The following is a 13,683-nucleotide window of genomic DNA, read 5'->3' on the forward strand; positions in this document are numbered from 1 at the left end:
CGACAGGCATGATGGCGGACGGCGACGTGGGAGAGTTCCGCTTCAACGTCTGGCCTTGGCAGTAAGCGTATGAGGCCCGAAGCACCGAGGATGGCATGCGATCCCTGACCTTCAGCGACGACAAGGACAACGAGCGGGAGTGGGTCCCTGGCGACCCGACAGACGCGCTCGGCGCGTTCCTGGAGTTCATCGATGAGCATCGTGCTGACGACAACGCGTCGTTCTGCATCACTGATGAGCGCGACGAGGGACTGATCCTCTGGCTCGACCACGGGATCGTCGCACGGGTCACCGGGGGGCAGGATTCGCGCACAGAGTTCCGCCTCGTCAACGCCGGCGACTTTCGCAAGCTCGCGTTCATGTTCATCCGCGGCGGCTTCGTCAAGCTCGGCCGGTACGGCCCATGGTGGCCGGACGTGCCCAGCGCCATGCGTACACAGCTCCGACTCGATTTCGATAGGTCGGTGCTCCGACGGACCCACCCACGCGAGCTGTGCCGTCGACTGGCCGTCCTGACCTACATCGACGGGCGCGAGCCGACGACGGTCGCGGGCTTTACGCACTACGGGTTCGGCGACGGCAGTGGTGACTCCGTCGACGGGTGGTTCGCCGCCGGCGGTCGCGGCCTGGTGGTCACGTTTGACAGCGGGAGCCCTCTGGCCTCCATCGACGACGCCCATGCGCGGGCCGCGCTGTACGACGGCGTGCCGCCTGACCTGCTCGCGCTGGTGCGGCACATGCCACAGCCGGGCACCGTCCGCACCAGCGCACATCCGAACGGCGGCATGCTCGTGGCAGCCACCGGCATCTTCACGTACTCGGGCCCCTGCATGATGTCCGAGGGCTTGCTGGTGCGGTTGCAGGAGGACCAGCTGGGCGTCGAGGATGCCCAGGTCGGCAGGCTGCTGGAGCGCTTGCTCGCGTTGGAGGACTTCACGCCTGCCGCAGTCGCGCAGGCAGCGCCACGGTGGAGCGACGATGACATCGCGCGCGGCTTCGCCGCAGCTGCGGCGCTGAGCGGCGAGCCGTCACTGACCGCGCCGCTCGACCGGGATGCCGTTGACCGGTTCTGTCGCATCTGGGCCGACTCGGGCTACAACGATCCCTGGGGTGTGCACTACGTCTTCTTCGATTGCCGCACGCTTGAGGAGGCGGGCGAGGCTCGCGACGAGCTGCTGAGTCTGATCCAGGCCCTCGGGCTCGAGCGCGTCGACGCCCCGGCTGGATCCGGCAGCGGCGACGTGTGGGTGCGCTCCGACCCCCGCGTCGACGCCGAACTCGGGCACTGGGCGTGATCGTCGCGCTGCGCCCCCGACGGTGCGCGGACAATGGCATGGGACGTCATCGGCACACCTCCCGAAGAGCCGCCGGGTGGTCACGAAGATGGGCGTTCGAAGCGAGATTTGTTGAGGTCACCGCCGCCCTCGACGGGCTACTTCGACGAGCGGTACGCCACAGCGCTCATCGACAGCGAGGCACTCTGGCAGTTCCAAGGCGAGTGCTGGCAGGGCCAGCATGACGACCTGCGCCTCTTCCACCCGAGCGGCGCGGCGTGGCGACCAGCGTGATGGTTCTCGTGCCGGGAGCGCCTGATCCCTCCTCGGTTCGCGGGCGAGCTCTGGTGGCACATCGATGCGCTGGGTGAGCCGGCTGACAGCGAGCAGGTCGAGATCTCGCACAGCCTCGCCGCCGGCACAGCGCTGATCGCGGTCGGTCCTGCCGACGTGAGCAGCATGACGTTTCGCCTCGTCGGCGACGGCGCATATCCGCGTCCCGCCGCGCTGATCGCCGGACTGACAGTGGGCAGCGATCGCGAGCAAGCGTGGGCGATCCTGGGCGACCCGGCGCAGGCAGCTTCCGAAGAGTTCCTCGTAGAGGGGGTGCGGATACGGCTCGGCTACGCCGCCGACGGCCTCGTCGAGATCTCGCTGGAGCGCCCCGATTCCTAGCCGGGGTCTGGCAACCTAGCCAGCGGCGGCGTCGCGAATGGCGAGCGCGGCCTGGACGAGCGCGGCGTGGGTCAGTGTCTGGGGGTAGTTGCCGAGGTGAGCGCCGGTCGCCGGGTCCAACTCTTCGGCGTAGAGCCCGAGTGGGCTGGCGTGGTCGAGCATGGACTGGAACAGTTCGATCGCCTCGGTGCGGCGCCCGGTGCGGGCGAGGGCCTGCACCAGCCAGAACGAGCACGGCAGGAACGCCCCCTCGGCGCCGTGGAAGCCGTCACTTCCCGGCGGATAGCGGTAGAGCAGCGGACCGCCGGCGGAGAGCCGCTCCCGAATGGCGTTGATGGTGCCCTGCACACGGGGCGACTCGACGCTGTCCATGTCCAGCAGCGGCAGGACGAGCAGGGCCGCGTCGAGGGCGTCGGAGCCGTAGCTGCGGACGTAACTGCCCGCCGTCGGGTTGAAGCCGGATGTCCGTACCTCGGCGGCGATGGCATCTCGTGCTTCCTGCCAACGTCGACGTCGGCGGCCGGACAGGGGGTGGGTGTCGGCGATGCGCAGGGCTCGATCCAGGGCGAGCCACCCCATGAGCTTGGAGTGCACGTGTTGGGCAGGTTCGCGAACCTCCCAGATGCCGGCGTCGGGCTCCTGCCAGTAACGGGCGACGATGTCGGCGAAGCCGCGTATCGCCCGCCATGTCTCGGTGTAGAGACGGTGCCCGGCCTGCACGAACGCCCAGGCGGCGTCGATCACCCAGCCGTAGCCGTCGAGTTGGTGTTGCCCGGCGGCGCCGTTGCCGACCCGTACCGGGACGCTGCCGAGATAGCCCGGCCAGCCGGGCAGTTCCCGTTCGGCGGGTACCCGGCGGCCGTGAAGGGTGAGCAGCGCCGGTAGGCGTGGCCGCTGTAGCCGGCTGGCGTGCAGCAGCCAGGCGAGGAAACCCTGTGCCTCGTCGGGCTTGCCGACGCTGAGGAAGGCGCTGACGCCGATGCTGGCGTCTCGGGGCCAGACATAGCGGTAGTCCCAGTTCCGTACCCCGCCGGGATCCTCCGGCAGAGACGTGGTGGGTGCGGCCACCGGGGCTCGTGAGGGCGAGTACGTCAGTAGCCGCAGGGTCAGCAGGCTTCGAACGACGTGTTCCCGGAAAGGCAGTGACGGGTCGATCTCCGCAGTCCAGTCCCGCCAGCGGTCCTCGTCCTCGGTCAAAAGGTCCCAGGCCGCTGCCGGGTCGACGTGGATCAGCGGTTCGCGGTGCGCCACGGCAAGCACGAGAGTGACCGGACGGCCCGGGCTGACCGTGATCGAGGTGGGGCGGCCTGGCTCGATGGAGAGCCGCGGCGCGCTGCCCAGGGAGACCGCGAGCGACCCCCACTGACACACCAGCGCCTGGCGGCGGTGCTGGACTCGTGGCCGGCGGTGCCGTACACCGAAGCGGGGGTCGAACTCGACGACGGCGTCGACCGCCGAATCATCGGTCGACAGGCGCCGCACGACCAGTGTCGTGGGCAGCAGGCGACCGCTGACCTCGGCCACCATCCCCTCGGTGAGGGTGAGCCGCCCGCCGCGTACCTCCCACGTCGTCTCCAGGGTGGCGGTGTGCCGCCGGTAGCGCCGTTCGACGACCGTGGCCGGTCGGGCCGGGCCGAACCGGAACGTCCCCGCGTCGGGGCCCCCGACCAGCCGGCCGAACAGGGGCTCGCCGTCGAAGCGGGGCACGCAGAGCCAGTCGATCCCGCCGTCACCGTCGACGAGAGTGGCGGTGCGGGTGTCACCCAGCAGCCCGTAGTCGCTGATCGGCGCCAGGGGCCGGGGACGCTTCCTGTCGTGTCCACCGGTCATGGTGATCGCTTCCTGACGAGTCGCGGGACGCGGGTCAGTGGGCCCGAAGGAGCAGCCCGAGGACCACCCCGTAGAAGACGTGCACGACAGCCACGACCGCTGGAGTCTGGATGCCGTAGTTGACGCCGAACAGGCCGGGCGGCTCCAGCACGGCCGTGCTGGCCGGACCTGCCCGTTGGGAGGCCATGCGCGGGTGGACCCCCGGAAGCAGCGGCAGGAGGACCGTCAGGGCGATTCCGACGTGGACGGTTCCGAGCAGGGCACCGATCCACCAGGTGGCGCGGTGCAGCAGGGCGAACGTGGCCGCGTAGCCGAGAGCGAAGCCCTGACCGGCGCAGAGGTGGATGAAAAAACCGACGACTCGGGCCCGGTCGGGGTCCTCGGTGACCAGGGTCCCGAGCACCAGGGGAAAGTCGAGGCGGGTGAGGCCGGCCAGTTGAGCGGTGATCAGCGCGGCGGTCAGCACGGCGGTGGCGACCAACCCGAACAACGCCCATCCGGCCCAGTCCATCTCAGCCGTGCTGGACGCCGCGCGCGTCGGCGGCGCCGGTCGGCACGCGGCACCGCGACGTCTTCTCGGTCATGGATCCGCCCTTCGGCTGGACAACGTGAAGGTCTGTGGTCCGGATCCGGACGTCGCACGGCGCTGGAAGCGCCGGCCTTTCACCATAAGCCACCGAACTGTCCGGTCGACTGGAATCGTCGGATGGCACCTCACCGGGTCGTCGGTGAGGTCGCCTTCGCCTCGTCGCCGGCCAGCGAGGCGTGCAGCGCGCCCGCGTTCAGGTGTGGTCGGCCGCCGGGACGTCCACTCACCTCGACGGGATCGACGAGGGATCATGTGCTACGGTAACCGAGTTGCAGTTTTGATTTCCGTAGACGTTTACCAGCGCCTGATGGGGTATCAGAAACCCCTCCAGGCGCTTTTCGTTTTTCGTGTCGTTTCGACGCGGGTGATCAACGCGGCGGCGTAAGGGTCCGCACAGTGCGGTCTCTGACAGCCTGCGAGGAGCAGACATGACTACAGGTACCGTGAAGTGGTTCAACGCCGACAAGGGCTTCGGCTTCATCAGCCCGGACGACGGCGGCGCCGACGTCTTTGCCCACTTCTCCGCGATCTCGGCGAGCGGCTTCCGCAGCCTCGACGAGAACCAGAAGGTGGAGTTCGACGTCACCCAGGGCCAGAAGGGCCCGCAGGCGGAGAACATCCGCCCGCTCTGATTTCACACTCTGCGAACGGCGGCCCGACTGATTCAGCGGGCCGCCGTTCGGCGTTTCATGCGCTCACCACGGCATCTCAAAATGGTCTTCGATCATCCCCATCTCGCGCAACGTGGCGTACGCCTTCACCACGGTGTTCCGGTTGACGCCGAGGTTGTCTGGGCTCCCGAGCGGTTTCTTGTCCCCCGTGCGAGCTACCCGCAAGTGTCCACTGCACGGTGACGATTGTGGCGGCGGAAGATCATAGGTTTCTTCGTGTCCGCGGCGCTCCGGTCGTGGTCTACGAAGGAGTCGCCATGCGATTCGTCAAACAGCTTCTCGCCGTCACCGTCGCCGCCCTCGTCGGCTGGCAGAGCGTCGCCGCCGTCGAGGGCAGCTTCTTCCTCACCTTGGTGATCGGCGCTGCGACGGCAGTGCTGGGCGTGGTCGTCTACCGGTGGGTCGTGCGGCGCACCGAGCGCCGTGAGCCGACCGAGCTCCGCCTGGACGGCTGGGGCCGGAAGCTGGGCCGCGGGACGCTCATCGGCTTCGCCATGTTCGCGGCCGTCATCGCCAACATCGCGTTCCTCGGCGGTTACCACGTCGAGGCCTAGGGTTCGCCGACGGGAGCGCTGGGTCTGCTCGGGTTCATGGCGGCCGCCGCCGTCACCGAGGAGCTGATCTTCCGGGGGGTGCTGTTCCGCATCATCGAGGAGCGCACGGGCACCTGGATCGCTCTCGCCCTGACCGGCGTGGTGTTCGGCGCGATCCACCTGATGAACCCGCACGCCACAGTGTGGGGGGCGACCGCCATCGCCATCGAGGCCGGGTTCATGCTGGCCGCCTGCTACGCCGCCACCCGGAACCTGTGGGTCCCGATCGGCCTGCACTTCGGCTGGAACTTCGCCGCCGGCGGCATCTTCAGCGTCGTGGTCTCAGGCAACGGCGAGTCAAAAGGGCTGATCGAGGCCTCGACGTCGGGGCCGGTCGCGCTGAGCGGTGGCGACTTCGGGCCGGAGAGCAGCCTGTACGCGGTGCTGGCCGGCGTGGTGCTGACCGCGGTATTCCTGTGGCTGGCCAAGCGCCGCGGGCACATCATCCCTCGCCGCCACCGCACGGCGCAGGCCCCGGCAACCGCTACAGTCACCCAGTGATCAAGCTCCGGAGGCTCCCGGATCTGTGGCGGCAGTGGCCGATCACGGTCCGGGATCTCCCGATCGCCCTGGCCCTCGCCCTCGCGACGGTGGTCCCGGCCCTGGAGCGACAGGGCACGCAGCTCGGCGACCTCCCGGACCGCCCGTACGATGCGCTGACCATCGGTGTCGTCGCCCTGGAGTGCCTGCCGCTGGCCGTAAGGCGTCGGTGGCCGGCCGTCTGCCTCGCGCTGGTCTCCGCGAGCGGGTCACCGTCCTCGGTGGCGACTTCAGCGCCGGTGCGCAGGCTTCCGGCGGCTTCCTCGTGCGGGCCCGGCTCCCGGCTGGAAACCCGTCGTGACCGCGCCGGTCCGGGTGCTCGTCTGCGACGATCAGGAGCTGATCCGCGCCGGATTCGCGACAATCATCGACGCCCAGCCCGACATGGAGATCGTCGGCGAGTGCGGCGACGGGCGCGCAGCAGTCGACCTGGCCTCTCGGCTTCGGCCGGACGTGGTGGTGATGGACATCCGGATGCCGGTGCTCGACGGCATCGAGGCGACCCGCCTGCTGGCCGGCGCGGGGGTCCCCGTGCCGGTGAAGGTCCTCGTGGTGACGACGTTCAACCTCGACGAGTACGTCTACGAGGCGCTGCGCGCGGGCGCCAGCGGCTTCCTGCTCAAGGACGCCCCACCGGCGCAGTTGCTCCACGGCATCCGCACGGTGGCGACGGGCGCCGCGCTGCTTGCCCCGGAGGTGACCCGGCAGCTGGTGGGCAGGTACGCGGCCCGCATCCGCCCGGCCGAGGGTGACCCGGACGGCGGCGCGCTGGCCCCACGCGAGCTGGAGGTGCTCCGGCTCATCGCGGAGGGGCGCGCCAACAGCGAGATCGCCGCGGCCCTGGTGATCAGCCAGGAGACGGTCAAGACGTACGTGTCCCGCATCCTCACCAAGCTCGACCTGCGCGACCGGGTGCAGGCCGTGGTGTACGCGTACCGCCGGGGCCTGGTGACCTGAGCGACCCGCTACTTCACTGCGGTGTTCGGCGCACGAGCAGCACGACCCGTACCGTGGGGAGTTGCTTGTCGTCCTCGATCTCGAAATCCTTGCCGAGGATCCCGGCCGCGCCCCTCCATCGCCGTCCGACGGGGCTCTTCGAGGTCGTTGTGCTGACCAGCCGAGCCGCTGTAGCGAGGTTGCCGATGGGCCGCCAAGGCGCAGAGCGCGCATTGGCGGCCCACCGTCTCAGCCGTTGTCGATCAGGCTGGCGATCTCGTTGTAGATCAGGTGCGCCTTCGCGCCCTGGTTCGACGGACAACCGCCGAGGTGGTGCAGGGCGATCACACGGTGGCTGGCGTTCAGCACGGGTGAACCCGAGTTGCCGCCGGAGGTGTCACAGCTGTAACTGATGTTCCAGGTGTTGTAGTTCGCGTTCCGGACGGCGCAGGTCGCGCCGTTCTGCGTGTCCTCGTAGATCGACAGCCGCTTCGCGCTGCCGTCGCCGTGCCCGGGGACATAGATCCGGGTGCCGTTGCTGGTGGCGGTAGTTGCCAGGTACAGCGTGCCGAATCCCTGGATGGCGGCGAAGTTGTTGACCGAGAACAGGGTGTAATCCAGCTGGCTGGAGCCGCCGCTGCTCACCCTGTAGAGGGTGGCACCGCTGACCTTGGTGCCGGCGCCGGGATTCGCGCCGCCGCAGGTGGCGCACTGGTAGTTGAACTGCATCTCGCTGCCGCTCACGGCGGACTGCGTCGAGAAGCAGTGCTTGTTCGTCAGCATCCGGTTGGTGTTACCGACCCGCCAGGTGGTGCACAGTCCACCGCCGCTGATCAGCAGCCGCGCCACCGCCCTGCCGCGGGCGTACTCGGTGGGGTGGCTGTTCTGGTAGCAGACCACGTCCCGGCGGGCGTCGGTGCTGCACACGGACTGGGTGGAGAAGTTGTGCGCGGCGATTTCCGTGCGGTCGTATCCGCGCCAGAACCGGTCAATGGTGGCGGCGCTGCCACGTGAGGGGCGGCTGCTGTGCAGTGTCACCACGGCGGTGTCGCCCTCCACCGACATCGCCCAGAAACCCGCCTGTCCGTCGGTGGTGTAGTCCGAACCGGTTGCCCGGTTCAGGTGGCGGTCGTAACGGTAGCTCTCCTTACCGTCGCGGCTCGACACGGTGACGTAGTCGCCTTGGGCCAGTCGCAGTGAGTTGAAGTGCACCTTGACGTAGGTGGCACCGGGATGCTGAATGATCTGTGTCCCGCCGTTGGGGGCGTAGGACAGGGAGCTGTCGACGGTGCGGAGCTCACCGATCGTGGTCACACCCTCTGCCGAGAACTGGTTCGATTCCGGTGCCCGCTCGGATTGTGGCGCGAGAGGGGCAACCGAGTACGCCTCGGCGGCGGGTACCGACAGCAGGCTCAGCCCGAGTGTGCAGGCAGCGAGCGCGACTGCCCCCGTTCGTAGGCGGCGCAGGGCATGTTTCATCTGTCGCTCCTTCTCAGGAATCAGCACCGAGACGTGCCTTCGGCCTTCATACCTGAGATCACGCAAGACATGTAATCCCATCTATGTCATAACTGCCTGCCGGGCCGCTTCATCCGCCTCAATTCGGGCCATGTTGATCGGCGTCGATCTTCGGTCCGGCGAACCAGCCGGTCGCATCGACCTCGTGGCACCCCCGAACGGCGGGTGGGTCCCCCATCAAGCCGTCCGGCCGCGATGTCACCTGCTGCCCCATGCCGAATGCGCATCACGTTATTGGGCCGGCGCCGGTTCCTTCGGGGCTGCGGACCCGCGATCCGCAGCTGAATCATCCGGGTGGCGTAACTGCACGCGGCGTAGCAGTTGGGCGTTGAGCGCGACGACGATGGTGGAGGCGGACATCAGCACCGCGGCGACCGCGGGACTCAGGCTCACTCCGGCCCACGCCAGGGCACCGGCGGCCAGGGGCAGGGCGACGACGTTGTAGCCGGCGGCCCAGGCCAGATTTTGGATCATCTTGCGGTAGGAGGCACGCGAGAGCCGGATGACTCCGGTGACCCCGCGCGGGTCGGAGGAGGCGAGCACGACGCCCGCGGATTCGATCGCGACGTCGGTGCCGGCGCCGATGGCGATGCCGACGTCGGCGCGTGCCAGCGCGGGAGCGTCGTTCACGCCGTCACCGACCATCGCCACCCGCAGGCCCCGGCGTTGCAGTGCACCGACCGCCTCGTCCTTGTCGGCGGGCAGCACCTCGGCGAACACCTCGTCCTCGTCGGGTCTGAAGCCCAGGTCGGCGGCGACCGCCTCGGCCACCGGCCGCGCGTCCCCGGTAATCATGACGATCTTGCGGATGCCCTGCTGGCGTAGGTCGGTGATGGCCTGGCGCGCCTCGGGGCGGATCTGGTCCTCGAGGGCGAGGGCGCCGATGACACTTGCCTGCTCGCCGTCGAGGCGCAGCAGGTGCAGTACCGCGGCTCCCCGCCGGGACCACTCGGCCCGGTGCTCGTCGAGGTCGCCGGGTGCCGTGGCGTCGAGTTCGCGCAACAGAGCGGGTCCGCCGACGGCGTAACTGACGCCGTCAACGTCGGCGCGCACCCCACGGCCGGTCAGCGACTGGAAACCGGTCGCGGTGCGTCGGGCGCCTTGCTGGGCGGCGGCGGTGACGATGGCCCGTGCGAGGGGGTGTTCGCTGTCGGCCTCCACCGCCGCCGCGACGGCCAGCACGTCGGTCTCGCTGACGCCGGCGGTGGCGGCGACACCGGCGACGACGTGCTCGCCCCGGGTCAGGGTGCCGGTCTTGTCGAACAGCACCGTGTCGATGGTGCGCATCCGCTCCAGGGCCAGGCGGTCCTTGACCAGGATGCCGCCCTTCGCGGCCACGGCGGTCGAAAGGGCGATCACCAGCGGGATGGCCAGGCCCAGTGCGTGCGGGCAGGCGATCACCAGCACCGTGACGGTGCGGACGACTGCCTCGTCGAGGTTGCCGATCAGGGTCCAGATCAGCAGCGTCGCGGCGGCGGCGGTGGTGGCGATGTAGAACAACCAGGCCGCAAACCGGTCAGCGAGGACCTGTGCCCTGCCGCTGGACTGCTGGGCCTGCGCGACCAGGCGTTGGATGCCGGCCAGGGCGGTGTCCTCGCCGACGGCCTCGACGCGCACCCGGATGGCCGCGTCGGTGGCGACCGTGCCGGCCACCACCCGGTCGCCGCGGTCGCGGCCGACCGGCCGGGACTCGCCGGTGATCATCGACTCGTCCAACTCCGCGCGGCCGTCGGTGATGCGCCCGTCAGCTGGAACCCGCCCACCTGGGCGCACCAGGACCAGGTCGCCGACACCCAAGTCGCTGACCCGGACCCGTTCGGGTTGACCGTCACCGTCGAGGCGTTCGGCGTCGTCGGGGAGCAGCGCGGCCAGGGCCGACAGAGCGCCCTGGGCCTGGCCAATGGCCTTCATCTCCTGCCAGTGCCCGAGCAGCATGATCGTGACCAGAGCCGCCAGCTCCCACCAGAAGTCCAGGTCGAACACGCCCAGCGCGGTCGCCGCCGAGGCCACGTACGCGACGGTGATGGCCATCGCAATCAGCAGCATCATCCCCGGCGCCCGGTCACGGACCTCCCGCACCGCGCCCTGCAGGAACGGCCACCCGCCGTAGAGGAACACCACCGTTCCCAGCACCGGGCCCACCCAGTCGACACCCGGGAAGTCCAGCCGATAGCCGAACCACTCCATCACCATGTGGCTGGTCACCACGATTGGCACCGTCAAGACCAGGCTCAGCCAGAACTTACGGCGGAACATCTCCGGGTCATGCCCGGCGTGCTTGTCATGCCCGCCGTGCCCGGCATGGCCGTCGTGCCCACCGTGCCCGGCATGGCCGTCGTGGGTGCCGGGCTGTACCGGCTGTCCGTGCGGGCCCTCTCGGCTGCTGCGGTGATCACCGTGGCCGTGTCGGTCCGCCGTCTCGGCGGGGGTCTGCATCGGGTGGTGCTCGTCCTCGTGCGACATCCTCATCGCCTCCTCACCCCCAAGATACCCCTGGGGGGTATCTGCGTCCAGGCATGTCAATGTCTCGCACGTCACCCACACGAACTCAGCATTTGTCAGCGACGCAGGAAAGGAGACCGCAGTTCGTCACTTCGCCACCAAAGGAGCAGCGGCCGCCTCTGCGGCAGCAAATCAGACGACGACGCCATCAGGCGCCCTGACCGGTGCTTCGCCACCGAACGCAGGACCGGCCCGTCAGCCCTAGAGGGGCGCTCGGCGGGCACCGACGGGCCAGAGGATCGTGGTCGGGACGCCGTGGTGCCTCGCCCAGTCGATGGTCCGGTCCGTCGACGCGGGGTGACGGCCAGGTTTGCCGTCCCATACCGCCACGAGTCGCTGCACCCGTCGGACCAGCTCCCGGTTGGCAACCACGTAGGCGGCGGTGTCCGAGCGGTCGTAGCCGGTGTGGACGACAGCTGCCGCCCGGTCGAGCAGCTCGTCGAAGGCCAGCCGATTCTCCGGGCTGATCACCGCGACCCGGTAGTCGCGGGCCGGCAGGATCACCTCGTAGGTGCCGCCCAGATCGAGGACCGTGCGCGCGAAGACCTGGTCCGCGCCGGCCGCCAGGCAGGTCACGCCGTGCACGGGCCGGTCGCTGATCCGGCCCAACTCGACGCGGAGAGCCTCGGCGACGAGCAGCTCGGTGTCGCTGGTCAGGTTGATGTGCCCGGTCACGCCGACGCGGACCGGGCCGAGGTCAGGCGGCATCCCTCGGGCCTCTCCGCTGCGCGGGCACCGGGGGCGCCAGCCGGATCAGCTCGAACCCGCTGTCGGACAGCACGTCGGGCAGTGCCCGGATCCCCTCGCGATTCTGCTCCTGCACGTCGGACGGCAGCTCCTCCCACGGCCGCAGCGCGGGATGCCGCCGCTGGACGTCATCACGCGGGTCGCCGTACGTCCAGCCGTCCCCGCGCCGTTCCCGGCACCACCGGTCGTGCTCCAGGCGGGCGAGTTCCTCGATCCGGTCGTCGATGGCCTGCCCGGCGGCCGAGGCGTCACCGGTGCCACCGTGCCTGGGCGCCACGACGCAACCGAGATCCAACAGCTTGGCGGCGATGTCCTGCACGTGGGCCCGGTTGGCCCGCCGCAACGACTCGGGTAGTCGTGACCAGTCCACCATCGCCGGGGCATCGCCGAGTCGCACCCCGGCGCGCTGCTGGGCCTGGACGTACCGCTCGTGGATCAGCCGGGCCAGCCGCTCGGTGAGGTCCTCGGCGATCAGCCGGGCGTCGCAGGCCCGGGTGAGCACCGGATAGAGGCGGAGCTTGCCGTGCACCTCGTCGAGCAGGTCGTGACGGGAGTCGCCGTGGAAGGCCGCGGCGAGCGCCGCCTGCCGGTAGACCGGCACGAACACGGCACTCTCGGCGCCCTGCCACAGGGCGGGCGTGTCCAGCACGAACTGCAGGCCGCTGATCTCGTCCGGTGCGCAGACGTAGATGCGGTCGTAGCGGTCGCGACCGAGACCGACGACACCGTCGAGATCCAGGTCGTACGCGGTCAACTGGCAGACGGTGGCCAGGAACGGGTAACGCGACGACGCCAGAGCGATCTCGGTGCCGGCATCCGGTGCGACGACGTCCACCCGCAGGGGTGGCACGACGCTGCCCCCGGGGGTGTCGGCGAGGGATGCGCGCCAGTGCCGGGCGGTCTCCACCAGGAGAGCCCGGCGGAAGCTGCCGGTGCCCGCGATGAGGATCCTGGTTGGTTGGTCTCCCCCGCTGGGCAGCGGGTGGTGCCGGTGCAGTGCGCGTGCGGCGACGTCGTCGACGTGGAAGTAGTCCAGCCGCAGCCGGCTGGACCCGGCGGCACCGAGTCGTCGGGCCTGCAGGGACAGACACATCTCCGAGTCGTGAACCAGGATGTAGACCCGCGGTGGTTGCCGTCGGTCCTGGATGAGCCGGTTGGCGGTGTTGGCGATCGCGTGGTTGCGGTCGTCGTCCTCGCTGCAGGCGTAGATGGTGTGGGCTCGCGGCAGGCCGGCGCCGCGTAACACCTCGGGGCTGGTCGGGTCGCCGACCACGCCGAGGTACCGGCGCCACCGGTACTCCAGCGGCCCGAACGGTTCGGAGCGCACCACCACCACACGTTCACCGTCGGCGAAGAGCCGGTCGGCGAGCATGTGGGCGAACTGGGAGTCGCCGCAGACCAGGACGTGACCACGTGCCCGCCGGGCACGCAGACGGCGACTCTCGGCAGCCAGCAGCAGCCGGCTGGCCTCGGCCACGGCGAGGAGCGTGAACAGCGGGGCAGCGAACCGGGCGACCTGCAGCTGCCACGGGTAGGGGCCGGCGTCCTGGAAGGGTTCGGCGCCGAAGACGAAGAGCTGCAGGTCGTAGTAGAGCACGTCGTACGGATCGTGGGCGACGTCCGGTCGGGCCTGGAGCAGGCGCTCGAAGCCGACATAGCCGAGGACGAGAGCGGACAGCCCGATCACTCCGAAGAGGACTCGCAGACTCCAGCCGGCCGAGCGGGACGAGCCGGCGACCGGATCCGTCATGAGCTCATGGTATTTGACGAGGTCGATCGGATCTCCGCTCGACGCGCACGCGTGTGCA

Annotated in this window: 11 protein-coding genes and 2 pseudogenes; 7 read left to right on the forward strand and 6 right to left on the reverse strand. The window is 69.7% G+C overall.

Annotated elements, in window-relative coordinates; genetic code table 11:
* The first annotated feature begins 95 nt into the window (after nt 1-95).
* The 3 genes from FB453_RS21915 (at nt 96) to FB453_RS21920 (ending at nt 1,949) form a co-directional block, all read left to right on the forward strand.
* A complete protein-coding gene (locus FB453_RS21915) occupies nt 96-1,295 on the forward strand; it encodes a DUF6357 family protein (protein WP_145792964.1) in 1,200 nt (399 codons plus the stop codon).
* Between the two features lie 111 nt (nt 1,296-1,406).
* Nucleotides 1,407-1,568: a hypothetical protein gene (locus FB453_RS34315; protein ID WP_186718436.1), complete on the forward strand. Its 162-nt coding sequence runs from the start codon at nt 1,407-1,409 to the stop codon at nt 1,566-1,568.
* Nucleotides 1,569-1,733: 165 nt separating this feature from the next.
* The gene (locus FB453_RS21920; protein ID WP_145792966.1) at nt 1,734-1,949 is read left to right on the forward strand and encodes a hypothetical protein; all 216 of its coding nucleotides are present in this window, start codon (nt 1,734-1,736) and stop codon (nt 1,947-1,949) included.
* A 15-nt stretch (nt 1,950-1,964) separates the two neighbouring features.
* Here FB453_RS21920 and FB453_RS21925 read toward each other — a convergent pair whose 3' ends face one another.
* Nucleotides 1,965-3,779, reverse strand: a complete 1,815-nt coding sequence (locus tag FB453_RS21925) for a glycoside hydrolase family 15 protein (protein WP_145792968.1) — start codon at nt 3,777-3,779, stop codon at nt 1,965-1,967.
* Nucleotides 3,780-3,813: 34 nt separating this feature from the next.
* Nucleotides 3,814-4,290, reverse strand: coding sequence for a hypothetical protein (locus FB453_RS21930; protein ID WP_091404692.1), 477 nt, complete (start codon nt 4,288-4,290; stop codon nt 3,814-3,816).
* A gap of 506 nt (nt 4,291-4,796) precedes the next feature.
* Here FB453_RS21930 and cspE point away from each other — a divergent pair.
* From cspE to FB453_RS21950, 4 genes and pseudogenes are all read left to right on the forward strand, one after another.
* Complete coding sequence (gene cspE, locus FB453_RS21935; RefSeq protein ID WP_043326981.1) at nt 4,797-5,000, forward strand: transcription antiterminator/RNA stability regulator CspE; 204 nt, start codon at nt 4,797-4,799, stop codon at nt 4,998-5,000.
* A 296-nt stretch (nt 5,001-5,296) separates the two neighbouring features.
* Nucleotides 5,297-6,133 (forward strand): annotated as a pseudogene (locus FB453_RS21940) (CPBP family intramembrane glutamic endopeptidase).
* A pseudogene (locus tag FB453_RS34990) lies at nt 6,130-6,372 on the forward strand (two-component sensor histidine kinase); the annotation flags it as partial. The pseudogenes FB453_RS21940 and FB453_RS34990, both read left to right, overlap by 4 nt.
* Nucleotides 6,373-6,469: 97 nt before the next feature.
* Nucleotides 6,470-7,129 (forward strand): response regulator transcription factor, encoded by a 660-nt coding sequence (locus FB453_RS21950; RefSeq protein ID WP_145792970.1) that lies wholly within the window; start codon nt 6,470-6,472, stop codon nt 7,127-7,129.
* A 228-nt stretch (nt 7,130-7,357) separates the two neighbouring features.
* Here the strand turns inward: FB453_RS21950 and FB453_RS21955 are convergent, their stop codons facing one another.
* The 4 genes from FB453_RS21955 to FB453_RS21970 all read right to left on the reverse strand — a co-directional run bounded on the left by FB453_RS21955 (nt 7,358) and on the right by FB453_RS21970 (nt 13,625).
* Nucleotides 7,358-8,587 (reverse strand): S1 family peptidase, encoded by a 1,230-nt coding sequence (locus FB453_RS21955; protein ID WP_145792972.1) that lies wholly within the window; start codon nt 8,585-8,587, stop codon nt 7,358-7,360.
* Nucleotides 8,588-8,857: 270 nt separating this feature from the next.
* Nucleotides 8,858-11,089: a heavy metal translocating P-type ATPase gene (locus FB453_RS21960; protein ID WP_145792974.1), complete on the reverse strand. Its 2,232-nt coding sequence runs from the start codon at nt 11,087-11,089 to the stop codon at nt 8,858-8,860.
* A gap of 240 nt (nt 11,090-11,329) precedes the next feature.
* The gene (locus tag FB453_RS21965) at nt 11,330-11,836 is read right to left on the reverse strand and encodes a hypothetical protein (protein ID WP_145792976.1); all 507 of its coding nucleotides are present in this window, start codon (nt 11,834-11,836) and stop codon (nt 11,330-11,332) included.
* A complete protein-coding gene (locus tag FB453_RS21970; RefSeq protein WP_145792979.1) occupies nt 11,826-13,625 on the reverse strand; it encodes a RyR domain-containing protein in 1,800 nt (599 codons plus the stop codon). Before FB453_RS21970 ends, FB453_RS21965 begins: the two co-directional genes overlap by 11 nt.
* Nucleotides 13,626-13,683 lie beyond the last annotated feature (58 nt).

The organism is Micromonospora sp. CNZ322, assembly GCF_007827755.1.

Bases quoted from the DNA above. Each gene is read 5' to 3' on its own strand.
- FB453_RS21915 (WP_145792964.1), top strand. From the start codon at position 96: ATGCGATCCCTGACCTTCAGCGACGACAAGGACAACGAGCGGGAGTGG.
- FB453_RS21920 (WP_145792966.1), top strand. From the start codon at position 1,734: ATGACGTTTCGCCTCGTCGGCGACGGCGCATATCCGCGTCCCGCCGCG.
- FB453_RS21925 (WP_145792968.1), bottom strand. From the start codon at position 3,779: ATGACCGGTGGACACGACAGGAAGCGTCCCCGGCCCCTGGCGCCGATC.
- FB453_RS21930 (WP_091404692.1), bottom strand. From the start codon at position 4,290: ATGGACTGGGCCGGATGGGCGTTGTTCGGGTTGGTCGCCACCGCCGTG.
- cspE (WP_043326981.1), top strand. From the start codon at position 4,797: ATGACTACAGGTACCGTGAAGTGGTTCAACGCCGACAAGGGCTTCGGC.
- FB453_RS21955 (WP_145792972.1), bottom strand. From the start codon at position 8,587: ATGAAACATGCCCTGCGCCGCCTACGAACGGGGGCAGTCGCGCTCGCT.
- FB453_RS21960 (WP_145792974.1), bottom strand. From the start codon at position 11,089: ATGTCGCACGAGGACGAGCACCACCCGATGCAGACCCCCGCCGAGACG.
- FB453_RS21965 (WP_145792976.1), bottom strand. From the start codon at position 11,836: ATGCCGCCTGACCTCGGCCCGGTCCGCGTCGGCGTGACCGGGCACATC.
- FB453_RS21970 (WP_145792979.1), bottom strand. From the start codon at position 13,625: ATGACGGATCCGGTCGCCGGCTCGTCCCGCTCGGCCGGCTGGAGTCTG.